Source organism: Periweissella ghanensis (assembly GCF_918814755.1).
GTDB classification, from domain to species: domain Bacteria; phylum Bacillota; class Bacilli; order Lactobacillales; family Lactobacillaceae; genus Periweissella; species Periweissella ghanensis.
On the sequence record NZ_CAKKNT010000029.1, the window covers coordinates 1 to 22332 of the forward strand.

Below are 22332 nucleotides of genomic sequence, written 5' to 3' on the forward strand. Positions count from 1 at the left end.
TTGGAACACCATTTTGGTACTCAATAATTGCATCTAATTTTATTTTTTGAGAAAAATACATAAGAAAACCCCCTCGATTGGATTTACTCCAATTCGAGGGGGTCAGTGCAGAAAGTTATACTTTCAGGATTTTTTTAGTCTAAGACAGGCGTTTGATTACGCTTACGAATATACGTAAAGAATATTAAGTTGAAAACCATAATTAAGGTTCCAGCAACGAAAATACCGGAGTAATTAAAGAGATTTGCTAATAATGCTCCAAGTAATGGTCCAAGAACCGCCCCAATTGATTGGAAGCTTTGATTATATGAGAAGACAATACTAGTTTCACTCGTTTTAGTATTACGAGTCAAGAGCGTTTGAACCGATGGCAGCATGGCAGCGTCAGAAATTCCCGTCAAGAAACGCAAGACCATTAATTCTGGAATACTGCGCGTAAAGGAAGTTAGTAAAAAAATCACGGCTGCAAAGGTAAAACCAAAGATAAGGACTTTATGCGATCCAATTCGGTCACCCAAACGGCCAAATCGGGGCGCAGCGAGCACAGTTGAAATACCAGGCATGGCCGCGACTAAACCAGCAACAAAGGTAATCGTGTGGGGATTAGCATTTAATTGCCGAACGTATAAACTTAAAATGGGGTTAATTGACATGTTAACAATTTGCACCGCCATGGTTGTCGTAAATAAGACAAAGATAAGTTTGTTTTGGGTAACATCTTTAAACGTCTTTTTAGCCGGTAATTGGCCATCTTTTGAAGGTTTTGGCGCCACAAAAGTTTCTTTGACGAAAAAGTATGTTAAGACAAACACAGTTAACATAATAATACCGGTAATGTGAAATGACATCCGGTAAGAGAAGACACTGGCTAGGGCGCCACCAAGTAGTGGTCCTAAAAGGGTTCCCGCCGTCATCCCGGTAACTAGAATACTTAATGATTGACCAGCGTGTTCACGGGGTGTTTGAGTCGCAATCAACGCATTGGAATTTGAGACATAACCACCAAAAGCACCTTGTAAAGCACGTAGAAACATTAATTGCCAAACATTAGTAACAAAACCCATTAAGAAAAAAACAATTCCCATTCCTAGTGACGCTCGTAAAAGCATCAGCTTACGACCTTTACGATCTGCCATACGCCCCCAAATTGGTGACACAAGCGCCATCATTAAAAATGAAACTGAGAAAACAATACTACTATAAACCGTTAATTCTGGCTTATTGTAGTGACCAAGTTGGTCAATAAACAATGACAAGAAGGGCATGATTTCACTCATACCCAAACCGGTCATAAAGACGCCAAACCATAGGACGATTAAATTACGACGCCATATGGGGAGGCTATTTAATTTGGACATATTCGCTACCTCGAAATGATTATTAACACATCTCTGTAAACTAATCACTATATAAAACGACGTAGAAATAATAAATAAAAGCAAACTTCAGCTATTGATGAGCTTGTGTGTTTGCTAGTTAAATTTGAAACTTAACACTAATCAAAAAATCACGTCGCATAAGCTTTACACGTTGGTAAACGTATGGCAACTAATTATTTATGATTAACAATATCAAACTTAAGGATGCAATTAAAGATGATGATCGCAGTAGATTGCGCCAGTTTACAGGAGATGCTACAGTTGAATTACTTCACAATATACGCTTTTAGGAAAATCAGTTCAAGTAATTAGTTAAAGCTTTAGTAAAGTATAATTAATTCAGTAGGTAGGTTTAGTAAGAATCTAAAAGAAGCGCATAAAAAAGACGAGAATTTTCTCGTCTTTTTTTATGCGCTTAAAGTTTTAGTGGTTAATAACGTGATATAAATCAACACTGGCGACACGGATAGTTTGTAAACTACCATTGGTTGTCAAAATAACCGTATTCTTTAGCGTTTTGGTATTCCCATAATATGAGCCATAATAATTTAAATTGGCAGCGGCCGCATGAATTAAGCCATATTGAATGTACATGCCATTCGTATAGGCTCGTGAGCCACCTGGGAAAAAGTTAGTTAAGCGATTTTTAGGAATCAAAGTACCATTTTCGGTAGCGACCAGGACTTTGTAAAAATCACTGGTACTTTGGAAAATATCTCCCGAGCCATAATCGGCGGAAACAATCCGGCGAATATCAGCTAAATACACTTTTTGCGCTAAAATGGTGTTTAAGTTTTCGGGATATGCTAAATCCGGATTAGCCGGCAAGTTGTTATAAAAATACGTTTCCTTGAGTCCCAATGGTTGAATAATGTATTGTTCAACATTGGCTTGGTAACTCTTACCCGTTAATTTAACAATAATACCCGCCAACAACGCATAGTTAGCACTTGAATATGACCATTTGAAAATGCCGGTTGACTTCATAATGTGGCGATTAAAGCTTAACTGACTTGCTTCGCTACTTAACGGTGCTGCAGGGAAGATATCACCGCTTTGAATTCCTGATGTGTGACTAAGTAAATTTTGCATCGAAATCCGATCGGCAAAGCGAATATCAGGATAAAACTTATTTAAGCGAGTGTTTAATGATAGTTTTCCTTCGGCGATTAAATGATCTAAAATTATGCCCGTAAACATTTTTTGAAATGATGAAATCGGAAATAATGTATGTTCATTGATAACGGTTTTAGTTATCACGTTTGAAAGACCATTCGTCACAATTACCGGTTGATTGGAATTAATCGTTGTTGAAATAACAATCCCATTAAGCTTTTGTTTGTTAATAATTGCCCGTAATTTTTTTTGCGCAGGTGTATCATCCTTTGGATTTTGCAACACCTTTGAAGTGTTTGGCGCTGCTTCAATTGGAATGTTTGGTGAATTTTGATGCTTTTTATTTACAACCGCTTGTTTCGTAGCGTTCTGACGGTATGCGTGATAAAAGTAACTACCAAGGGTACCACCACCAAGAACAGCAACAATCAAAAGGGCGATTAGTGCTCGGCGGGGACGTTTTTTTGTAGTGCGTTGATAATCTTCGCGACGGTTAGCCATAATAAGAATTAAAACTCCTAGAATTAAAAATAATAACAGGGTAAAAGAACCCACTAGTTTGAGACTGCCTTTAAAAAGTACCAGCTGACGATTTGATTAATCAATCATTTTCAACGCCGTGTGGTAAGCCTAAGATAACGTGTTTAACATGGGCAATCGTGGCTTCGATAACTTCCAAAATATGGGGATCATCAAGCCGGTAAAGGACGTGTTTACCAACTTTGGTAAAGGCGACTAGTTGGTGTTTTTTTAAAATCGCCAATTGATGTGACACACTAGGTTGATCTAACTCAAGCAGATTTACAATTGACGAAACATCAAGTTCATTATTTTCGAGTGCATACAAAATTCGAATACGGGTCGGGTTACTTAGAACTTTATAAATGGCCGCTGTTTCGGCAAGCTCGGGTGCACTTAGAGCTTTGACTGTCGCCATAGCGGATCTCCTTTAATACTTTAAATTAGCGTATTAGTTGCAAAAGATGTGGTACAAGATTACTTTCCCAAATTACACCAACTCCAATTATAACATAAATGACACGGGTGGCAATTTCACCATACTTTTCAATGGCAGTACCAATGAGGGGGACATTATCAATTTTTTGGGCGAGAATTGTTGAAAGAACCATTAAAACGGTGATGTATAAAGCTCCAAGTAAGGTCGCCATAATTGATAAACTACTTAAAACTGGCACATAAATTGCCATATTATCAGCTCCACACGTGCCTAAATAAACCCCGATGACGGCTAGAATCGCAGACTTTTGTGATGTTTCGCTAGCTTCTTCATCTTCACCACCTTTAAGCGCCATGTAAATAGGAATCAAACCTAAAATCCCCAATGACCAGGCTGGAATAAATTCATGTAACGTTTGACTAATTACGGCAGCAATAAACCATAGAATTAACATCCCAATTCCATATCCGATTAAAGTTGCCTTAAAACTATATTTCTTTAATAAGAAAAGTAAGATCACAAAGAAATCTAAATTAACCCCAATAAAAAGTAAGGTAAGTAATACAATATTCATTTTTTCACCTCGGATATATAATATATGTTACATGTAACATATATTATATATTAGTTGAATTTTAAGGATTTTACAAGGATAATTAGAAATAAAATTAACTAAAAGGGGTTCGATAAATGCAATTTATTGTTTCACCAACTAAGCAAATGCGCAATGCAAAGGTTGCTTTTGACGAAGTGAGCCAACCATATTTCAAATCACAAGCCGCCCTAATTCGGCAGCGGTTACAGCAATGTTCCATGGCAGAATTACAAGCTTTGTGGAAGTGTAACCAAAAACTAGTTATCCAAAATTACGAAAGATTGCATAATGCAAAAACTATTTTAGGGCCGGCAATTATGATGTATCAGGGATTGCAATTTCAAAATATGCATGTTGAATTAATGTCCGCACAAGCGTTAAAATATCTACAAGCAAATTTATGGATCATGTCGGGGATGTACGGACTATTACGACCGTTTGATGAAATTCAACCATATCGCTTAGAGATGCAAGCAAAATTATCCATAGCGGATGTTAATACTATTTATGATTATTGGCACCAACAACTTTATACGAAATTATTCGCTACGGCAAAGCTACAGCAAGATGCTAGCGTTATCAATTTAGCTTCACAAGAATATGCGAAAACCGTTAAAAAATATTTGCAGCCAACAGATAAATTAATCGATGTTACGTTCTTAGTATGGCGGAATGATAAATTAGTACAACAAGCAACCATTGCCAAACAAGCCCGTGGTCGCATGATAGCATTTTGTGCAAATAATCAAATTCAAGATTTATATCAATTAAAAAAATTCAATGAATTAGGCTTTATGTATGATGCAAATAAATCAAACGATGCAGAAATAGTCTTTATTCAAGGTGTTTAAAATAAACAGCTACATTTCTTATGTATATGATAAAAAATGTTTTATGATTAATTGATGAGAAATTTGCAAATAGATGTAAATATGTTGTTAATTTGTAGTAAAATATTTAGCGATAGAATTTTCTCAAAGATAGGGTAGGAAGATAAGCATGACAAACAAACGACCAATCGTAATTGGTGTAACTGGTGGTTCAGGTTCAGGTAAGACAACCGTTACAAAAGCGATTTTAGATGATCTTAAAGGTGAATCAATTTTAGTTTTACAACAAGATAGTTACTACAAGGCCCAAGATCACAAGTCAATGGCGGAACGACGGGCCAATAACTATGACCATCCGGATGCCTTTGATATTGATTTATACATTAAAGATATTGAAAGCTTACGTAGTCGCGAAGCAATTGAAGCACCAGTGTATGATTTTACTGTTTCAACACGCTCAGCAGAAACGCGCCATGTTGAACCAGCTGACATTATCATTTTAGAAGGGATCATGGTCTTTTCAGATGCCCGTCTTCGGGATTTAATGGATATTAAAGTTTTTGTTGATACGGATGATGATATTCGTTTCATCCGTCGGTTACAACGTGATGTTGTTGAACGTGGTCGGACCGTTGATTCTGTCATTGGTCAATACTTGGCAACTACTAAACCAATGTATCACCAGTTTATTGAACCAACTAAGCGTTATGCTGACTTGATTGTGCCTGAAGGTGGGGAAAATCATGTTGCCATTGATCTTTTAACGCTTAAAGCACGTGATATTATTGCACAAGCTAAAGGTTAATAGTAATTAAAAATAGCTTACACGATGGGAAATCGCGTAAGCTATTTTTAGGTAAAAGAAATTAAATGAAATAAAAAAGAGTATCAAACTCCTAGCATTGGGCAAATGCTAAGCGTATTGAATGTATGCCTTAATTAATTAGAAGTATGGGTTGTACCATTGGCGTTTGGTACAAGAATAATCATAGCAAGTGATTGCAAAGTACAGGTTTAAAAAAGGTAAAGAAGCTATTTAAATGTTGTAAAAAATACCGATATATTACATATTATATGAAAATGAGGCAATACTATGTTAAATTCAAGTACTCAAGGAGTTGATGTCCGCCCCTTAACGATCACCGATGCTCCCGCATTATTAACGTGTTTATTACGAATAGATGATACGGCACCATATCTTTTGTATGAACCAGGCGAACGTAATTGGGACAGCCAAACAACGCAAATGGTCATCGAACAAAGCAATCAGACAGGTGTGTTTTTAGGTGCGCTAATTGGTGAGCAAGTCATCGGGTATTTGTTGATGCAAGGAGCCGATTTACTAAAAATTCGCCATAGTGCTCAAATTGTAGTGGCAGTTGATGCGGCCTACCGCCAACAAGGAATTGGAAAGCGTTTGTTTACCACGGCCATTGAATTAGCAAAAGCGCAAGGTTTGAGTCGGCTTGAATTATCAGTCATGCCCCAAAATTTAGCAGCTATGCGCATGTATGAAAAATTTGGCTTTGTCCAAGAAGGCGTAAAGAAACAAGCAATTAAGCAAGGTGACCAATTTATGGATGAGATAATGATGGCGAAGTTACTTAAATAAATGAAAGTTTTTAGCTTCATTTAATCTTGTGGCATTAGACTATAGTCATTCCTTAAAATAAATTGATGTCTGAAAAACTATTTGCGGTATTTAGTATCCAATAGTGCACTATAAAATTATAAAGGGCAGCTAAAGGTATTAAATACACAAAAGAACGGTTGAAAAGTAAAGTTCAACCGTTTTTTTGTATCATCTTGGTGGTTTTTAAGCCATTACAATAATGAAAACCTTCTCAAATTGAAAGGTAAACGCTATAATGAACACATTAATAATTTATTAATCGAAAAAGGGGAATATTGAATGCATATAAAAACAGATAGCTTTACCATTCGCGCGTTTACAGAAAACGAAATTCCAGCATTTACAGAATATCACAATAACCTTAGTTGGATGAAGTATCAAGGCTTTAAAGGTCTTTCAGCAAGTACCTTTGCCCAAGAATTACTTCAACCAATTGATCTATATACCGGGCACCAATTTGCGGTTGTAAGTAATGATGATACTACGTTGTTTGGGGATATTTATTTACAACGTGATCATGATAAATTTTGGTTAGGTTACACGATTAATCCAGAATTTGCGCGTCAAGGTTACATGCATAAAATTATTCAGGCCGTAATCTCTGAAATTCACCTTGATCCAACTGTTAAGGCGATTATGGCCGGCGTTGAAATCGCGAATGCCGCTTCGATAAATTTACTGAAAAAATTGGGCTTTGAATATCTGGAAACTGAAGATGGTGAAGCGGTATATGTTTTTGAATATTAATTTGACCAATTCTGACCTATTTTAATTTCATTTAATCTTTACCGGTTAAGATAATATCAATCCCAAAAGATTAAACCTTTCATTCATAAATTTACTTACAAAACGCCCCTCTGATATGCTGCCAACATGTCAGAGGGGCGTTTGTTTTGGTTATTATTAATTGTTATCAGCTACGACGGCAACTTTTGGTTTACGGCCACGTTTTGCGGGCTTCTTTGGCACCAGTTGCGCTTCTTTATCGGGATCAGTTACGATAAGTTTACGATATTCACGAGGCGTGATACCGGAAACACGTTCGAATTCTTTGATGAAGTGTGAAGAATCATAGAAGCCGAGCATTTCAGAAATTTCATAAGTTTTTAACTTAGTATTCATCCGTAAGAGGCTGTAACTAGTATAAATTTTCTGTTGATTTATATATTCAACCGGGGTGATTTGCAAATCGTTTTTAACGATACTACGCAATTGATTTGGGGTGATATGCATTTGCTTAGCAATATCATCAGTTGAAAGCTTCGTAAAGATATTGGTTTGCACAATTTGTTCAAATTGACCAATTTCAACCTGATGAGCTTGTTCAGGGGTTGCTAAGATATCAAGTAAGAATCGATCAATAAACGAATTAGTATGTTCATGGGCCGCTTCAATTTCAGTTAAAAAGTGATCACAGATGTTATAGATCTGATTAGCATCTAAACCAGCCGTAATTGCTAATTGGCCAATGATGACAATCAAAGCCACACTCATATATTTTTCGGATAAAATCTTGCCGCTTTCAGCAGTCGGATAAAGGGCGTTACTTTTACGGTTAGCAAAAATAATGACGCGAATAATACTAGCACATTTGGCATAATCACGTAATTTAAGACCATCGTTGAACATATTATAGAGAAGCTTGCTAGACGTGGCATTAAATAATAATGGCATTTGCTTAACGAGTAATGGCGTTGCAGTTGTCGCAATTTTTTGATTGGTTACGACTCGTTCACAACTAATTTCGGTTTCAAACACATTTTCAAGGACATATTTGAAGACGGCCTGAAATTGATCGACCACACCAGAGGTTGCTTTATGTAAATTACGTTGTGGTTTAGTGGGCGTTAAAATCAAGAACTCGTCAAATTTAACGATATAATGCAAAGTTTGGTGGTCCAATAAACAAATTGCAGTATGATTTGAATCTTTAAAATAATCATCAATAACTTGTTGTAAATTGTTTTCTAGATTAAGTGGTGTGAAGAAAGTCTGTAAATCTGGAGTTGTTGTATAAGTAAAATGCAAGTTCTCACCAAGTAATGCTAGAGTTTGTAAATTTGTTGTATTCATATTACACCTCATAGGACAACGTATTTTGAAAAAATAGGAAAGCGATTTCTTGCTTTCGTTTTATTGAAATCAATTATATAATAAGAATGTGGTTTAAGGAAGCGCTTTCATTAGAAAGAAATTATTTTTCTAAAAATATTCTACCATTTTTCAAGGGTGATGAAACCCTTTTACCTAATTAAACTACAAATTTTTCAAATGAGATAGCAGATATAGATACTTTAAATAGCTAAGTTGATCTACAAATGAGGAGTAATGATGGAAGATATTAAATTAGAACAATTAATTGCATAAATGACGTTAGCCGAAAAAATTGGACAACTAGTTCAATTGACACCGGGATTTTTTGGTTCCGAATATGGGGATGTCATAACTGGACCGGAATTAAATATTGATATGGAGAGTGTTGATGTTTGGCAGACGGGCTCAGTTTTAAATTTATCAGGTAAAGCGACATTAGATAAATTACAAACGACGTACCTTGAAAAAAGTCGGCTTAAAATTCCGTTATTATTTATGAATGATATGATTTATGGCTATAAAAATGTTTTTCCAATTCCATTAGCATTAGCCGGTAGTCATGATAACCAGTTGTTAGAGTCAATTGGGGCATTTTTAGCACAGGAAGCGGCGGCTGATGGCGTCCACGTTGTCTTTACCCTAATGTTAGACGTTGTCCGTGATCCACGGTGGGGGCGTGTGATGGAATCACCTGGCGAAGATGTGCACACGGTTGCCGCATATGGCCAAGCCCTTGTGACGGGGTTACAAGGTAATTTAAGCCGAGATGCTAAAATTGATATGCGCCACGTTGCGGCATGTATTAAACACTACGCCGCCTATGGGGCAGTTGAAGCCGGGCGTGAATATACAGCCGCGGATTTATCACAATTTAGCTTATTAAATACGTATTTGCCAGGTTATCTAGCAGCGGTTGAAGCGGGGGTTAAGTTAGTTATGACAGCCTTTACGGTGGTCAATGGTATGCCAGATTCAGTTGATAATTGGCTTTTAAGTGAAGTGCTACGTAAACAAGCGGCCTTTAATGGAGTTGTTATTTCAGATTACAATGCGTTAAACGAATTGATTACGATGGGGTATAGCGCCGATGATTTAGCCGCTGCCAAAGCTGCCCTAACTGCCGGTGTGGATGTTGATATGATGGCGACGATTTTTGCCAATGGTCTTACGAAATTGGTTCACCAAGGGGCCATCGATACTACACTAATTGACCAAGCGGTTTTACGGGTTTTAAGTTTGAAAAATGATTTAGGTTTATTTGAAAATCCATATCGTGGTTTTGACAACACCGCTAATGAGGAAGAATTTACCCAACTTAGTCAACGTGCAGCGGTTGAAAGTAGTGTCTTATTAAAAAATACGACCGCTGGATTACCGCTCGCTGAAGATAGTAAAATTGCCTTAGTTGGACCATTTGCAGCTTCACCGTTAACTTTAGGTTTATGGGGTTCAATTAATGCTGATTTTAGTAAAGTTAAGACTTTAAAAGCGGCACTTGAAAATGGGCATCATCAATTTACTTATGCTAAAGGGTATAAGATGTATGATGCACACGTTGTTGGTACTGAGATGGGGGGGCAATTTGCTAAAGCCGAGGCTGAGGATTTGCAGACCGAGGCTGAATTAGCAGCAGAAGCACTGGCAATTGCTGCGAGCGCAGATAAAATTGTGCTTACCATCGGTGAAGATTTTCTTCAATCAGGGGAAGCAGCCTCTAAAACAAATTTACATTTAGCACCTGCACAAGTCACGTTAATTAAGGAATTACATGCTCTAGGTAAACCAATGATTGGAATTATTTATAGCGGCCGCCCCTTGATTTTAACTGATGTTGAACCATATTTTGATGCGCTGTTATTAGTTTGGTTTCCAGGTACAAATGGTGGCACCGCGATTACTGATATGCTGTTTGGTAAAGCCACGCCAAGCGGTAAGTTAGCTATGTCTTGGCCACGAAGTGTCGGGCAAATTCCAATTCATTACGATAGTTTACCAACTGGCCGGCCATTAACGGTGCACAATGCGAATGAACGGTTTGTGTCAAAATACATCGATAGTCCTAACACCCCTTTATATCCCTTTGGACATGGGTTAACATATGGACAGGATAATATTACTTGTGAAGTCACACAAGTAACATATGATCAAGTATCTGCGACAATTCTAATTCAATGTGCCGTAACAAGCGAAACTATTGCGATTGAAGATGTCTTACAAGTGTATTTACAACAACCTAAGCAAGCAACTGTGGTTTTACCAACCCAAAAATTAGTGGCCACTAAACGCTTAAAACAACAAAAACAGCACGATGTAAGTATCGCAATTCCATTATCAGCGTTAGCCTATTATGATAATCAAGGTAGTTATCATTTAGATGGGGGGACTTACACTTTTAATGTGGGATTGAGTTCAGCTAATATTTTAGCGCACGCAACGGTAAACGTGCCAAAATAGCTGTAAAGCGAAGGACTTGTAGCTAGTGATGAAATTTCAATTTAATATTGGCTTAATGTCAACTGATTATAATCTACTTTGTTTATTGATATTAATGGATTAGGATATTGAACAATTTTAATTCGCAAATATTAAAAAGAGTGCGAAAAATTTTTCGCGCTTTTTTTTACAAGTAAGTACGGCTTGCTATTGATGCAAATTGTAAAAAATGTTTTAATGAAAACGATTACCAAAATTAAGATGGGAGAACGTAGTAATGACTGATATTTACGAATTAGCTTCAACATTTCACCAAAAGTTTGATGATCGCAAACCTGAGAGGCCCGCGCCATTAGATTGGCAAGAAGCAATCTATCGCTCAAGCTTCGTCTTAGAAGAACTAGTTGAATTTATTGCTACAACGTGTCCAAATGAGGAAATGTTTAGTGCTGCGATGGGGCAGTTTCAAGCTGTATTTGAACAAGCACAAATGAAAATGCGCACGAAGCAACGTGAACCACAACCAACTTTAGTTAAGCAAGCGGATGCTTTAGGGGATGTGATTTATCTGTCTTATGGCACGGCGGTATTAATGGGGCTTAATCCTGAATCAATTGTGGCGGCAATTCATGAGTCAAATATGGCCAAATTATTTGATGATGGGCAAGTCCATTTTGATCCGCAGACGAATAAAGTCATGAAACCAGCTGATTGGGAAGCTAAACATGCCCCAGAAGCACATATCAGAGCAGCTATTTTAGGACAAAACCCCCATGCTCAATTAGAAATCTAATCATATTTGAGCAATATTTGGTTATTTCCATAATTAAAAAGTTATAAATGTGTAATAAATTTGTTGAAAAATACATATTTTTTCTGTATAATTATTTTTGCTAGAACGGAAGGTGATAAGGTAATGATTACTAAAGCAAGTTATTGGATACATCAAAAACTTGGGGAAGTGATGATTGTCATACGGTATAAATATAATAACTTGGGGTTATATTTAGTAGTCATGCTATCCATTGTAACTAACGGGGGTTAATTTATTTTAGATAAATTAATAACAAAGTTAGCAAAAAAGACGTGGTCATTTGACCACGTCTTTTTTACTATATAAGTAATTATAGAACATTCTTGGCAGCTAAATCGGTGAGTGCATCACCGTCAACTCGGTAAACGGTCCAACCATCCATTGGTTTGGCGCCCATACGTTTGTAAAATTCGATTGATGAAGTATTCCAGTCTAAACACCACCATTCAAAACGACCGTAATCGCGAGTAACGGCTAAATTAGCGAGGTAAGCTAACAGTTGCTTACCAAAGCCGGCCCCACGGAATTCAGGCTTAACGTATAAGTCTTCGAGGTAAAGACCAGGTTTACCAACAAAAGTTGAGAAGTTACTAAAGAAAAGGGCAAAAGCAACTGGTTCATCGTTTACTTCACCGATAATAACTTCAGCTTTATGATCTTCAAATAATGTTTTCCGTAAAATTTCTTCAGTGGCCGTAACTTCACTAAGTAATTCTTCGTAATCAGCAAGTTCTTTAATAAATTGAAGAATTAAAGGAGTATCCTCAACAGTAGCTAAACGAACATGTAAATCAGACATAAAAGTGTTCCTCACAGTTTTTTAATAAATTTTAATATAGATTTCATTATAACTTATAAGACCGGTTTATTGGTGAATAAATATTAATGAAATTTGAAAAAACACAACTACTTGGCTAAATTATGCATCTTTGAGCTAGTTATGGTAATATTTAAGGCAAATAAATAATGTTGGTAATTTATGACCACATAGTTAGGAAAAATAATGAAAGTAGTCATCAAATCAGATTGTGAATATGAGCAACGTCTTAGCGCGTTACAGGCAACCGAAACTGATAAGGGGCGCATGATTGGGTTTGCTGCGCCCACGTCAGTATTTGACGAATGGCATGCGGAAATCAAACAACGCCAACAAGCTTCACCCCGGGTCGAAGCAAAATTACAGCAATTATGGGGCGCACAAGATTATCGTGGCTTAGCTAGTTTATTACAATTTACGCCAGCTAAGTATAGTGTTGTCCGGCACCCAGTTACGGTAGAACAACGTAAACAACAATTAAATGACTTAGTTCAAGTAACGACCTATACACTCACAGCGCCCTCGATTACGCATGTGTTGGTGTACATTCACGGTGGTGGCCTTGTTAATGGGACTGCTGAACGTAACGCGGATTGGTTGCAAGCTTTGTTAGGGCAACTAGGCTCTAATTGGGCAATTGTGAATATTGATTATCCACTAATTACTCAGACGGACTTACCAACGTTATTAGCGGCCGTTGTGCCGATTGCTAGCCAAGTTGCCCAATGGTATCCGACAGCCCGCTTGTACTTAGCTGGTGATAGTAGTGGGGCTACATTGGCGATGTATACCCGTGACCAAAATCCAGCGTTAATTAATGGGCAGATTTTAATTTATCCGCAATGGCAATTTGGTGGCACAATAAAAAGCAATCAAAGTAATAGCTTACCATACTTAGCGGATTTTAACCGGATGCTCAATGTGCAAACGGCATTAATTAATCAACAAATTGCTAAGCCAATCAAGATGAAATTAAACAATGACTTGCCAACACTAATTATTAAAGCTGAGTATGATGCCTTTAACGACGACTTAAGAGCCCAAATAGCGTCAGTAAAACTACCAAATGAAAAAGTGGCAATAACAACTTTTAAGGGGATGTTCCATGGCTTTATCGATTATTTTGGCCATTTACCCCAAGCGGAAAGTGCCTTAAATGAAATCAAAGCATGGTTGACCCAATATTAATGGCTAGACTAATAAGGAGAATACGATGACGGATGCGATGATCCAATTAAGTGCATTAGTTAAAGCGACACGGTCAGACGCCTTACTTGATGTATTTTTAACCGTTTATAATGATGCGTATCAAACTAATAAAGCGAAGACGTGTGTTGAAGCAAAAGCTTTAGCCGGGCTGGCTCGGCAATTATTACGGTTACCAAACTTCGGGATTGCAAAGCAAAGTGGTTATATTCTTAATTTTCCGTTTACGTTTGAAGTGCGCGAGGAGTTTGATGTTTTACGCTTTAGCAAAGATACGGTGTTAAATATTGAATTAAAAAGTCAATTTCCACGTAAGAGTTCGGTAATCGCACAACTACGCCGGCACAAAGCAATTTTAGATGTTCTCGGTAAACAGACAATTTTGTGTAGTTTTATTCGCCAAGAAAACAAATTGTATTTATTGAAAAATGATGATTTGATTCAAATAACGTTCCGACAATTAAGCAACTTGATTACTGAAGATTATTTGTTAGAAAATGAATTAGTGACGATGTCAACACCTGCAAAAATCCGCGCTGCCGCCCAACATGCTACTAAAGTAGCCGCTCAACAGCGTAAGTTAGTCCGCCGTCCCCGGCTGAAATTTAGTTTTAAAGAATAAGAATGTAAATAGTAATATGATTAGCAAAATAATGAGTGAAGCACCGCATTTTTTCTGCTAATATTAAATATTAAGAAAATAAAAGCTACATGGAGGATGTCACATTTGAACAGGAAGTATATTGATAAAACCTATGCATTTATTTTAGATATTGCGATGATTGCCCTTGGAATAATCATGATGAGTTTTTTTGCAAAGGAAATCTGGAATCTAGCAAGTGTTTTACTAGTAGGTGGTACATCAGTTGATTTTTATAAAGTTTCCGAGATGATTTTAGAAACATTTATGTTTTTCGAATTTGCAATCTTAACGCGCGAATATTTTGTGCAAGATCGGATTTCATTACAAAACTTTATTTATATTGGAATTACAGCGATGTTACGTAACTTATTAGTTATTCATAACGATACTTTAGATATTATGATTCAAGCGGCGGCAATTTCATTATTAATGGTGGTGTTTATTGCCTATAACTTAGCAAAACGTCATATTTTAACGGAAAAACACCATGATGAACGTGATGGAAAGCTCTTCGTCGAGGAACATCCTAATCAAGATTTTTAAAAGTTGATAATAAAATGACCTGTGACACAAGTCGAGCGATATCGAGAAATACACTAAAAATCCTCTATGAAGAATTTTCTTCATAGAGGATTTTGTTGTATTTGAATATATCGGACTGCTGGAGCTTGGTTTGGTGGCAATTTAGTACTCAAAAGAGTTATACCACAACCTCTTTTTGTTTATTGACCGGAAATGCTTGATTGAACAGCATAAATCGTTGGGGCAATCTTATTTTGGTTATTAGCAGTTTGAAAAGGTGTTCGTTTACCTAAAGTACCAGTAACACTAATTTTATTACCAACTTGGATTGTTTTTAGACCATTGAAGATAATGATATAAAAATCTTTGGGCGCACTAGTATCAAAAGCTAAAACAAATGAATGGCCCTTATTTTCACCAACTTGAACAACTTGGGCTTGATTTAGATCAAAAGCTTTAGAAACCAGATTATCAGATGCGATTAATTCTTGATATGAATATTGTTTGGCATTTGAAAAGGTACTAATCATGGTACCCTTAGGTTTTTCAGTATTGGGTTTATTAGAACTTGTAGATGCCTTTACAGCCCCTGGTAAAGCGGGCTTTTTTTTCTGAATAGCGGGAGCAGCGGTGGCTGTTACTGACGGTGTATAGTTGATTGACCAAACGCCACCAGTAAGACTACCTAATAAAACTAAAAAACTAATAATTAATGATATCTGTGAGCCATGATGCATTTCTTTAACATTGCGCCAACGGATAATATTAAGCGTACTGGAAATAATTATAAATAAAGCTATAGCAGCAATAGTAAATAGAATAATCGCAATAATTTTCACGATAACCTCCAAAATTGAATAAATTTCACAACTATAATTAAGTATAGCATTAAATTTTTAGAAGTGGGGGTTAGAGGCTTTAACAATAAGTTATCGTAATTGTTTTTTTAACTTATAAAATTTTTACAAAGCAAATACAATTAGAATGTTGACATTTTTTAATTAAATAACCATAATTTCTCTAAGAATATCAATTTAATTGGACATAGATATTTAACACATCCGTTAAAAGAGGGCTATTTATGGAATTAAAAACTAATTTTGAATTAAATACCGAACGCTTAATATTACGGCCATGGGTCATTGAAGATGCATCGAGCCTACTACGCTATGCTAGTAATCCACTCGTTGCGCAAGCTGCTGGTTGGCTACCCCATACCAGTTTAACCATGAGCCAAAACGTTATTGCTACGGTCTTACAAGCTGACATAACTTTTGCTATTGCGCTTAAAACAAATAGCAAAGATCCCATCGGCACAATTCGCCTTGGCAATCCAACTGAAAATGAAGTACTAGTTAAGGTAACTGATGCGGATCTAGGATATTGGTTAGCTGAAGAATTTTGGGGTCAAGGAATTATGACGGAAGCTTTAATTGCGATAATTGATTTAGCAGTTAAGGAATTGAACATTACGAATGTTTGGTGTAGCCATTTTGCAAATAACATTCGTGCACAGCAACTTGAACAGCGCTTAGGCTTTCAACACGTATATACGGAATATGATGTTATCAATGCCCGTACAGGCATGCATCATAATGTCCACTATGCGCGGATGACGGCAATTGATTGGCTAGCAAGTATCTAATTAGGGTGTCGATGAATGACTGACAATACGAAAATAATCCGGTTGAAGTAAATTCAACCGGATTATTTATGTTCAATGTAGATAACAACGATAGTAGTTAACCATGGTTGGTGGCATTAATTTAGTTGTTCAGTTGTTGAACGGTCATTAAAATGATTTATCGCATAATTTGCAATAATATCAATCAAAATAATAATCACAATAATTACTAACCCTTCAAGTGAAGCGTTGTTAATTAGTGGTGAAATGAAGTGAACGCACAATAAAAATGAAATATAAGTCATACTCCAAAGAACAACGGGTTTAAATTTATAGAGCATAAAATTTTCTCCCTTTTAATTTTTAAAACAATAGCTAATATAATAGCATGCTTGGGTAAAAAAGTGAATAAAAAAACAGATATCAAAGTCTAAATAGGGGGGAAGACTCTGATATCTGTTTTAAGGGGGGATTTTAATTAAGAAACAACTTAAAGTTGTTATATGTACTAGCTTGCATTCTATTAATTATTTAACCTCCTAATTAAACAGGGGGGTGTTTAATTAGCGAAACAGATAAAATGGGGGGATCTATTAAAAGGTCAAACAAATAATTAATATTGATTACAATTCGTCACATTTCTTCTTTAAAAACCAGTTACTATTTCTAGCAACGTATTGAATATAACTCGTTTTGACTAAATAGTCAAATTTTTTAAACATAAAAAAATATTAGTTTCATCAGTCATGAAACTTTAGTTAATTTAAAAAATATATGCTTAGTTAACGTTTGTTGTTGAAGCACCTTTATCATAAAGGACTTTGCCATCACGAACTGAGTAAAGTGGCTTAGTTGGATTATTAGGATCCATCAAACTAACGGTAATTCCTTTACCAAATTTTTCTTGGACGACGTCATCAGTGCGGTTTACATGGTTTTTAAGATATTGCCAAAAATCAAATTTTTTAAGTGGTTTACCTGCACTTAAAATATCAGCAATATCATCGGCGTTACCGCCCTTAAGACTAATGTTGATGTGCTTGGGATTTACAACATTAATATCAATTCGCTCTTTGGTAACATTGGAATTAATTTGTTTATCAATCTCAACTTGCATTTGATCAGCGCGTTTAGTTTGTTGATAGTGATTGATTTCGATACCGCCAATGAACGCAATCACCAATAAGATGATTATGCCAAATATGATTTGCGCTTTTTTTAATTTAATCATAGGATAGATTCCTTTCATTACTAGGTTTTCCACTGGGATAGTGGTTTTAATAACTAATAAAGATAATAGCTAAGGTAATACGCTAAAGTCAAATTAAAGTAGATAAATTCAACTAAAAATTAATATTAGCGTGTTTTTTTCTTGGAACGATTATTTTGGTGAATATTTTTGGCAGTTGGTTGATTTTTTTTAACCGGTGTACCAGGTTTAATGGGGGTAGTCATTGCTAAAATATGTTTGATTTGGAAATAATCAACAACAAACGCTATCACAATGATAATACCACCGAAAACGGCATAGGATAGATTGGTAGCTAAAAAAATAGCTAAATCTAAAAAGATGTAAACTAATGCATCTAGGAGATAACTCCATTTACCAAATTTGATAATTAATTGTTGGCGAATTTGTTTAGGCATCAGAATGAAAATTAGTAATAAAACATAGACAAAGATGGTACTCATAAAAGTGGCCTCCGAAGGTAATGATTACTCTTATCATAACAAAAGTTCTAACTTTTTGAAAGCGGTTACGAAGCGTTGCGGCCCATAAAAATAGGCTGAAGTTATTAACTTCAGCCTATTTCCAGATAGTTATTTAAAACGGGATTAATTATTTAACACGTGCTGGTTCAGCTTCTTTTGATTCAGCTTCGTTAGGTTCATCGTCAGTACTATGAATATTTTCTTGGATTTTTTGTACGCCATTTGAAGTAGCTTCCTTAACTGAGTCAGTTAAATCAGCGGCACGATCTTGAAGTGAAACGTTATTTTCAGCATATTCAGCTTTACCTTGAACGTCAATAACGCGAACGTTGACTTCAACAACCTTCAATCCAGTCATTTTATTAACTTCTCGGCCAATAATTTCTTTGATTTGATCATATAATTTATGGATATCACAACCATATTCGGCAATGATATTCAAATCAACGGCAACCTCTTCCTTACCAACTTCGACGTCAACACCTTCAGTTGGGTTTTCAGCGTTAACCAACTTATTTTTGATGTTAGCAATTAAACCACCGTCAATTGCAAGTAAACCCTTGGTGCTTTCAAGGGAGATACCAACAATTTTTTGAATTACTTTGTCATCAAATGATAATTCACCTTCAATCGGTGTCTTTGGAGCTTCTTTAGTTGTAGTATTGTTAATTGTAGTCATAGTAAATTCTCCTTATTTAGTTAACATAGATTTAATTAGTGCCAAAAAATCATTTGCGGTTAAGTTGTGTTTTTGCATGTAACTACCACACCACCATCCGATACCAGCCAACAGCAGCAACAAGAGCGTCCGCCAGAAGCCCAAAACCATTAATAAGACGGCAATGAGTAATCCGGTGAGTAAGCCGATAACAGGAGGCTGTTTAAGTAATGTTTTCATGTCATTCCTCCTTTAAACCACTCGTGGGCGTTTAGTGGTTGCTGCTTGTTTTTGATCAACCAGTAACTTGGTGTGAATGTGAACTTGTGAATCACCAATAAAATCAGTAATTTGTTGATTGATTTTAGCAGTACTGGCTTCAAGGTCAGGTTTTAGTTGATTAGCTTGATTAGTGGTTGCCCGAATAACTAACTTAACCTTGTGCTTCGTGGCCTTAATTTTGATTTTTGGATCAAGTAAACCGGCATCAAGCGCTGCTAATTGGGCATAACTAGCAATACTTTTATTACTTAATTCAAGTTCACCGTGAGCATCTTTGTGTAATATAACTTCTAAACGAGTAATAGGGGCAAATAGAATAACTAGCCAGATAATTAGTAAAATGCCTAGTAAAACTAAACCACCATTAAACGATACTGACGACCAATTGATTTTGGGAATGTGTAGCCGGGGTAAAAACTGATTGATTGTTTGCAAGACATTACGAAATTCAATCGGCCAAACAAATTCTGCTAATGGAATTGCATAAAAAATTAGCAAAATGGACAAAATAAACTTCTGCCATTTTTTCACTTCACCACCTCCTTTAATTAATTTGGTTAAACAAGTAACAAAGCCACTTTGATAGGCATTGATTACTTAAAGTCTAGCAAATTTTTTTAAAAAAAGGTTATTTGGAGATTAGTAATAAAATATGAAACCGGTTTAAACTAAGTGATTAGTAACTATACTGTGAGGTGTAGGAATATTAAAAAACGTCCCATGAAAGTAAAAATTTCATGGGACGTTTTTATATTTTATAGAATTATCGGCCTTTTAAAAGGCAAATGAGCGACAAACTACTATGTTGAGCTTCTAGATACAATGCTTTTGCGATTACCTTAATGATTGTTGTTTTTGTAAATCATTTGAGTTGCTAAAGTTCGGCGAATTTGGAGCGCACACAGAACTTGTTGTAAATCTATGCGAGGCATTGGTAAGTTAGTTGAAGTTGCTTTAACATCTTCAATTAAGCGGTTATTAACCGTTGCTTCATCAAGTTGCGACGGTTGTTGACGCTGAATAAGCTTTTGAGCAATAACGATAGGGTTTAATTTATGAACTGAATTTTTCAAAATACATCACCTCGATTTTAAGTAATAATCCGTGCACTTTTTTAGTATAACCTATTAGCTTATTTTGTCAGTTTACAGCGACTTGATTAAACGAAAATAAATATTATTGTAGTAATTCGTTGGCCAAATTAGGATTTAAATTGATTGCGGCTAGATAGTCAGCACTAGCGGCTTCAAAGTTGTTTAAAGCCCGATAAGCACTAGCACGGTTAAATAATGATTCAGGATCATCTGGCCGTAAAGTCAATGCTTGGTTGTAGTTTTTAATGGCGGCTTCGAAGTTTTCTAGGGCTAGGTACGCATTACCACGCGTATAGTATGCACTTGCATAGTTTGGATTACTATCTAAGACGACATCGTAATCAGCAATTGCTTTGGCAAATTCGCCGGTAGCTTCATACGCAATACCGCGGTTAAAGTATGAACCTGCTTCCGCTGAATTTAGCGCAATTGATTGGTCATAATCTTTAATAGCAGCGGCAATATTTCCAAGCGCAAATTCAGTTGCACCACGGTATTGATAGACAATTGATTGGGTGTTATCTAATTTGATAGCATTATCAAAAGCAACGACCGCGGCGGCAAATTTTTGCTCATTAATCAATGCTAAACCAGTTTGTAAATAGTATTCGTAATCAGTATTTTGATCCTGTGGTGATGTCATGGGAATTCCTACCTATTTTCTTTACTTGATACATATGTAGATTATACCAAATAACCTAAATTATAAAGGTTATTTACAAATAAACTTTGTAATTTATCAATCCGCAGCGTGAAATGTGAAAACTTAACTGAATAATTACCGAATCATGATAGTTGAAAATCAGTAAAAACGTTAAGCTAAGACTAATCTTGACTATAGGGTGGGCAAATTTTTACTTGAAAGTGGATAAAAAGATTGTTCAAATTAGCACAAGGTAGTAAGATGACGATAGTTGGCTTTGATAAGATGATGGTTGAATAGAGTGAGGTAAGTAAATGCGAACACGAGCAGCAATTTTAATTGTAAATGAACAAATGCGTGAAGTTTTATTAATTCAAAATCTGGTCGGGGATCATCAATATTATGTAATACCAGGTGGAGCGGTTAATGCGCATCAAAGTCCCTTGACAACCGTCTTAGATAAAATTCAAATGGAATTTATTTTTTAGAATAAACATAACATTAAACGTTGTTATATCAACTTTTTTGAGCGGATTTTAATTATATATAGGGACATTTGGGGACATGAAATTATTTATTTAATAATTTCATGGTTTTTTCGCTTTCGTTGATTTCTCTTTCTTTTAGTAAATGGGCATAAACTTCTAAAGTGATTTTTGGATTTTTATGGCCAATCCGTTTTGATACATATTCTAGAGAAACGTCATTATATAGTAAAAAGGAAACATGAGAGTGTCTTAATGCGTGATAAGAAACATCCGGTATTGCCAATTCTTTAAGAACTTTACTAAGCTGAAAAGCGATATAACGATTTCTGCAATATCTAAATATTTGCTGATCACTATATGAATGCTCAAGTAACACGTTTTGTAATCTATGAGAGATTGTTATAGTTCTAACGGATTCAGGTGTTTTGGGTAAAGTTACTTCCATATTATACGGTGAAAATGATTTAGTGATAGACAGAGTATCATCTTTAATATCAGTTGGTGAGAGTGCAAGAACCTCTCCTTGACGTGCACCAGTTTCTAGCGCAGTAAGGATCATTAAGTTTCGTTCATCATCATCAAGATGCTCATAGAGATATTTTTGCAATCGTTTAAAGTCAGTTGCAGACATGAACTTTAATTTCTTATCTGAAACTTTAGCACGATTTTTCAAGCGGCTCCATGTGACTGCTAAACTAAAGTGAGCCATTTTTAGTCAATAAATGTATACCAAAAATAATCAATAACATTGAGCCACCTCAATCAATTAAAATTAAGAGTATTTAATTTT

General features: G+C 35.9%; 27 protein-coding genes. 11 read left to right on the forward strand and 16 right to left on the reverse strand.

Translation table 11 applies throughout. The annotated features are described in order from the left end of the window. Positions 1-134 precede the first annotated feature (134 nt). The 4 genes from LQZ76_RS08295 to LQZ76_RS08310 all read right to left on the reverse strand — a co-directional run bounded on the left by LQZ76_RS08295 (position 135) and on the right by LQZ76_RS08310 (position 4027). Complete coding sequence (locus LQZ76_RS08295; RefSeq protein ID WP_349304819.1) at positions 135-1358, reverse strand: MFS transporter; 1224 nt, start codon at positions 1356-1358, stop codon at positions 135-137. A gap of 444 nt (positions 1359-1802) precedes the next feature. Further along, positions 1803-2996, reverse strand: coding sequence for a serine hydrolase domain-containing protein (locus tag LQZ76_RS08300; protein ID WP_230099257.1), 1194 nt, complete (start codon positions 2994-2996; stop codon positions 1803-1805). A 100-nt stretch (positions 2997-3096) separates the two neighbouring features. After that, on the reverse strand, positions 3097-3432 hold the full coding sequence (locus tag LQZ76_RS08305; protein ID WP_230099258.1) for an ArsR/SmtB family transcription factor: 336 nt from the start codon (positions 3430-3432) through the stop codon (positions 3097-3099). 25 nt (positions 3433-3457) lie between these two features. Further along, positions 3458-4027: a cadmium resistance transporter gene (locus LQZ76_RS08310; RefSeq protein WP_230099259.1), complete on the reverse strand. Its 570-nt coding sequence runs from the start codon at positions 4025-4027 to the stop codon at positions 3458-3460. Positions 4028-4143: 116 nt separating this feature from the next. Here LQZ76_RS08310 and yaaA point away from each other — a divergent pair, with 116 nt between their 5' ends. The 4 genes from yaaA (at position 4144) to LQZ76_RS08330 (ending at position 7258) form a co-directional block, all read left to right on the forward strand. Beyond that, positions 4144-4899 carry a peroxide stress protein YaaA gene (gene yaaA / locus LQZ76_RS08315; RefSeq protein WP_230099260.1) on the forward strand — a complete coding sequence of 252 codons (756 nt, stop codon included), beginning with the start codon at positions 4144-4146 and terminating at the stop codon, positions 4897-4899. A gap of 148 nt (positions 4900-5047) precedes the next feature. Continuing rightward, positions 5048-5683, forward strand: a complete 636-nt coding sequence (gene udk, locus LQZ76_RS08320; protein ID WP_230099261.1) for a uridine kinase — start codon at positions 5048-5050, stop codon at positions 5681-5683. A 288-nt stretch (positions 5684-5971) separates the two neighbouring features. Further along, positions 5972-6490, forward strand: a complete 519-nt coding sequence (locus tag LQZ76_RS08325; protein ID WP_230099262.1) for a GNAT family N-acetyltransferase — start codon at positions 5972-5974, stop codon at positions 6488-6490. A 300-nt stretch (positions 6491-6790) separates the two neighbouring features. Beyond that, the gene (locus tag LQZ76_RS08330; RefSeq protein ID WP_230099263.1) at positions 6791-7258 is read left to right on the forward strand and encodes a GNAT family N-acetyltransferase; all 468 of its coding nucleotides are present in this window, start codon (positions 6791-6793) and stop codon (positions 7256-7258) included. 156 nt (positions 7259-7414) lie between these two features. Here the strand turns inward: LQZ76_RS08330 and LQZ76_RS08335 are convergent, their stop codons facing one another. Further along, positions 7415-8584, reverse strand: coding sequence for a helix-turn-helix domain-containing protein (locus LQZ76_RS08335; protein WP_230099264.1), 1170 nt, complete (start codon positions 8582-8584; stop codon positions 7415-7417). 294 nt (positions 8585-8878) lie between these two features. Between LQZ76_RS08335 and LQZ76_RS08340 the strand changes: the two genes are divergently transcribed. Both LQZ76_RS08340 and LQZ76_RS08345 read left to right on the forward strand, forming a co-directional pair. After that, positions 8879-11059 carry a glycoside hydrolase family 3 N-terminal domain-containing protein gene (locus LQZ76_RS08340; protein WP_230099265.1) on the forward strand — a complete coding sequence of 727 codons (2181 nt, stop codon included), beginning with the start codon at positions 8879-8881 and terminating at the stop codon, positions 11057-11059. 256 nt (positions 11060-11315) lie between these two features. Further along, positions 11316-11831, forward strand: coding sequence for a pyrophosphohydrolase domain-containing protein (locus tag LQZ76_RS08345; protein ID WP_230099266.1), 516 nt, complete (start codon positions 11316-11318; stop codon positions 11829-11831). A gap of 331 nt (positions 11832-12162) precedes the next feature. On the opposite strand, the gene LQZ76_RS08350 is transcribed toward LQZ76_RS08345, so the two are convergent. Continuing rightward, positions 12163-12651 carry a GNAT family N-acetyltransferase gene (locus tag LQZ76_RS08350; protein WP_230099267.1) on the reverse strand — a complete coding sequence of 163 codons (489 nt, stop codon included), beginning with the start codon at positions 12649-12651 and terminating at the stop codon, positions 12163-12165. Positions 12652-12855: 204 nt separating this feature from the next. Between LQZ76_RS08350 and LQZ76_RS08355 the strand changes: the two genes are divergently transcribed. The 3 genes from LQZ76_RS08355 to LQZ76_RS08365 all read left to right on the forward strand — a co-directional run bounded on the left by LQZ76_RS08355 (position 12856) and on the right by LQZ76_RS08365 (position 15061). After that, entirely contained in the window at positions 12856-13857 is a 1002-nt protein-coding gene (locus tag LQZ76_RS08355; RefSeq protein ID WP_230099268.1) for an alpha/beta hydrolase, read from the forward strand. A gap of 25 nt (positions 13858-13882) precedes the next feature. Then, entirely contained in the window at positions 13883-14497 is a 615-nt protein-coding gene (locus LQZ76_RS08360; protein WP_230099269.1) for a hypothetical protein, read from the forward strand. A gap of 105 nt (positions 14498-14602) precedes the next feature. Continuing rightward, a complete protein-coding gene (locus LQZ76_RS08365) occupies positions 14603-15061 on the forward strand; it encodes a phosphate-starvation-inducible PsiE family protein (protein WP_230099270.1) in 459 nt (152 codons plus the stop codon). 179 nt (positions 15062-15240) lie between these two features. Here LQZ76_RS08365 and LQZ76_RS08370 read toward each other — a convergent pair whose 3' ends face one another. Next, the gene (locus LQZ76_RS08370; RefSeq protein WP_230099271.1) at positions 15241-15879 is read right to left on the reverse strand and encodes a hypothetical protein; all 639 of its coding nucleotides are present in this window, start codon (positions 15877-15879) and stop codon (positions 15241-15243) included. 242 nt (positions 15880-16121) lie between these two features. On the opposite strand from LQZ76_RS08370, the gene LQZ76_RS08375 reads away from it, so the two are divergent. Then, positions 16122-16685: a GNAT family N-acetyltransferase gene (locus LQZ76_RS08375; RefSeq protein ID WP_230099272.1), complete on the forward strand. Its 564-nt coding sequence runs from the start codon at positions 16122-16124 to the stop codon at positions 16683-16685. Positions 16686-16801: 116 nt separating this feature from the next. Here the strand turns inward: LQZ76_RS08375 and LQZ76_RS08380 are convergent, their stop codons facing one another. The 8 genes from LQZ76_RS08380 to LQZ76_RS08415 all read right to left on the reverse strand — a co-directional run bounded on the left by LQZ76_RS08380 (position 16802) and on the right by LQZ76_RS08415 (position 21054). Next, positions 16802-17005, reverse strand: a complete 204-nt coding sequence (locus LQZ76_RS08380) for a hypothetical protein (protein WP_230099273.1) — start codon at positions 17003-17005, stop codon at positions 16802-16804. Positions 17006-17442: 437 nt separating this feature from the next. Continuing rightward, complete coding sequence (locus LQZ76_RS08385) at positions 17443-17895, reverse strand: hypothetical protein (protein ID WP_230099274.1); 453 nt, start codon at positions 17893-17895, stop codon at positions 17443-17445. A 125-nt stretch (positions 17896-18020) separates the two neighbouring features. Next, complete coding sequence (locus tag LQZ76_RS08390; RefSeq protein WP_230099275.1) at positions 18021-18356, reverse strand: hypothetical protein; 336 nt, start codon at positions 18354-18356, stop codon at positions 18021-18023. Between the two features lie 148 nt (positions 18357-18504). Further along, positions 18505-19056: an Asp23/Gls24 family envelope stress response protein gene (locus tag LQZ76_RS08395; RefSeq protein ID WP_230099276.1), complete on the reverse strand. Its 552-nt coding sequence runs from the start codon at positions 19054-19056 to the stop codon at positions 18505-18507. 12 nt (positions 19057-19068) lie between these two features. Next, entirely contained in the window at positions 19069-19275 is a 207-nt protein-coding gene (locus LQZ76_RS08400) for a DUF2273 domain-containing protein (RefSeq protein WP_230099277.1), read from the reverse strand. A gap of 12 nt (positions 19276-19287) precedes the next feature. Next, positions 19288-19848 carry an alkaline shock response membrane anchor protein AmaP gene (gene amaP, locus LQZ76_RS08405; RefSeq protein ID WP_230099278.1) on the reverse strand — a complete coding sequence of 187 codons (561 nt, stop codon included), beginning with the start codon at positions 19846-19848 and terminating at the stop codon, positions 19288-19290. A gap of 308 nt (positions 19849-20156) precedes the next feature. Then, positions 20157-20390, reverse strand: a complete 234-nt coding sequence (locus LQZ76_RS08410; RefSeq protein ID WP_230099279.1) for a hypothetical protein — start codon at positions 20388-20390, stop codon at positions 20157-20159. A 103-nt stretch (positions 20391-20493) separates the two neighbouring features. Continuing rightward, positions 20494-21054: a tetratricopeptide repeat protein gene (locus tag LQZ76_RS08415; RefSeq protein WP_230099280.1), complete on the reverse strand. Its 561-nt coding sequence runs from the start codon at positions 21052-21054 to the stop codon at positions 20494-20496. A gap of 314 nt (positions 21055-21368) precedes the next feature. On the opposite strand from LQZ76_RS08415, the gene LQZ76_RS08420 reads away from it, so the two are divergent. Next, complete coding sequence (locus LQZ76_RS08420; RefSeq protein WP_230099281.1) at positions 21369-21542, forward strand: NUDIX hydrolase; 174 nt, start codon at positions 21369-21371, stop codon at positions 21540-21542. 82 nt (positions 21543-21624) lie between these two features. Here LQZ76_RS08420 and LQZ76_RS08425 read toward each other — a convergent pair whose 3' ends face one another. Next, complete coding sequence (locus LQZ76_RS08425) at positions 21625-22251, reverse strand: site-specific integrase (protein ID WP_230099282.1); 627 nt, start codon at positions 22249-22251, stop codon at positions 21625-21627. Between the last annotated feature and the right edge of the window lie 81 nt (positions 22252-22332).

Excerpts from the sequence above, each read along its gene's own strand:
- LQZ76_RS08295 (WP_349304819.1), bottom strand. The coding sequence starts at position 1,358 with ATGTCCAAATTAAATAGCCTCCCCATATGGCGTCGTAATTTAATCGTC.
- LQZ76_RS08300 (WP_230099257.1), bottom strand. The coding sequence starts at position 2,996 with ATGGCTAACCGTCGCGAAGATTATCAACGCACTACAAAAAAACGTCCC.
- LQZ76_RS08305 (WP_230099258.1), bottom strand. The coding sequence starts at position 3,432 with ATGGCGACAGTCAAAGCTCTAAGTGCACCCGAGCTTGCCGAAACAGCG.
- LQZ76_RS08310 (WP_230099259.1), bottom strand. The coding sequence starts at position 4,027 with ATGAATATTGTATTACTTACCTTACTTTTTATTGGGGTTAATTTAGAT.
- yaaA (WP_230099260.1), top strand. The coding sequence starts at position 4,144 with ATGCAATTTATTGTTTCACCAACTAAGCAAATGCGCAATGCAAAGGTT.
- udk (WP_230099261.1), top strand. The coding sequence starts at position 5,048 with ATGACAAACAAACGACCAATCGTAATTGGTGTAACTGGTGGTTCAGGT.
- LQZ76_RS08325 (WP_230099262.1), top strand. The coding sequence starts at position 5,972 with ATGTTAAATTCAAGTACTCAAGGAGTTGATGTCCGCCCCTTAACGATC.
- LQZ76_RS08330 (WP_230099263.1), top strand. The coding sequence starts at position 6,791 with ATGCATATAAAAACAGATAGCTTTACCATTCGCGCGTTTACAGAAAAC.
- LQZ76_RS08335 (WP_230099264.1), bottom strand. The coding sequence starts at position 8,584 with ATGAATACAACAAATTTACAAACTCTAGCATTACTTGGTGAGAACTTG.
- LQZ76_RS08340 (WP_230099265.1), top strand. The coding sequence starts at position 8,879 with ATGACGTTAGCCGAAAAAATTGGACAACTAGTTCAATTGACACCGGGA.
- LQZ76_RS08345 (WP_230099266.1), top strand. The coding sequence starts at position 11,316 with ATGACTGATATTTACGAATTAGCTTCAACATTTCACCAAAAGTTTGAT.
- LQZ76_RS08350 (WP_230099267.1), bottom strand. The coding sequence starts at position 12,651 with ATGTCTGATTTACATGTTCGTTTAGCTACTGTTGAGGATACTCCTTTA.
- LQZ76_RS08355 (WP_230099268.1), top strand. The coding sequence starts at position 12,856 with ATGAAAGTAGTCATCAAATCAGATTGTGAATATGAGCAACGTCTTAGC.
- LQZ76_RS08360 (WP_230099269.1), top strand. The coding sequence starts at position 13,883 with ATGACGGATGCGATGATCCAATTAAGTGCATTAGTTAAAGCGACACGG.
- LQZ76_RS08375 (WP_230099272.1), top strand. The coding sequence starts at position 16,122 with ATGGAATTAAAAACTAATTTTGAATTAAATACCGAACGCTTAATATTA.
- LQZ76_RS08380 (WP_230099273.1), bottom strand. The coding sequence starts at position 17,005 with ATGCTCTATAAATTTAAACCCGTTGTTCTTTGGAGTATGACTTATATT.
- LQZ76_RS08385 (WP_230099274.1), bottom strand. The coding sequence starts at position 17,895 with ATGATTAAATTAAAAAAAGCGCAAATCATATTTGGCATAATCATCTTA.
- LQZ76_RS08390 (WP_230099275.1), bottom strand. The coding sequence starts at position 18,356 with ATGAGTACCATCTTTGTCTATGTTTTATTACTAATTTTCATTCTGATG.
- LQZ76_RS08395 (WP_230099276.1), bottom strand. The coding sequence starts at position 19,056 with ATGACTACAATTAACAATACTACAACTAAAGAAGCTCCAAAGACACCG.
- LQZ76_RS08400 (WP_230099277.1), bottom strand. The coding sequence starts at position 19,275 with ATGAAAACATTACTTAAACAGCCTCCTGTTATCGGCTTACTCACCGGA.
- LQZ76_RS08415 (WP_230099280.1), bottom strand. The coding sequence starts at position 21,054 with ATGACATCACCACAGGATCAAAATACTGATTACGAATACTATTTACAA.
- LQZ76_RS08420 (WP_230099281.1), top strand. The coding sequence starts at position 21,369 with ATGCGAACACGAGCAGCAATTTTAATTGTAAATGAACAAATGCGTGAA.
- LQZ76_RS08425 (WP_230099282.1), bottom strand. The coding sequence starts at position 22,251 with ATGGCTCACTTTAGTTTAGCAGTCACATGGAGCCGCTTGAAAAATCGT.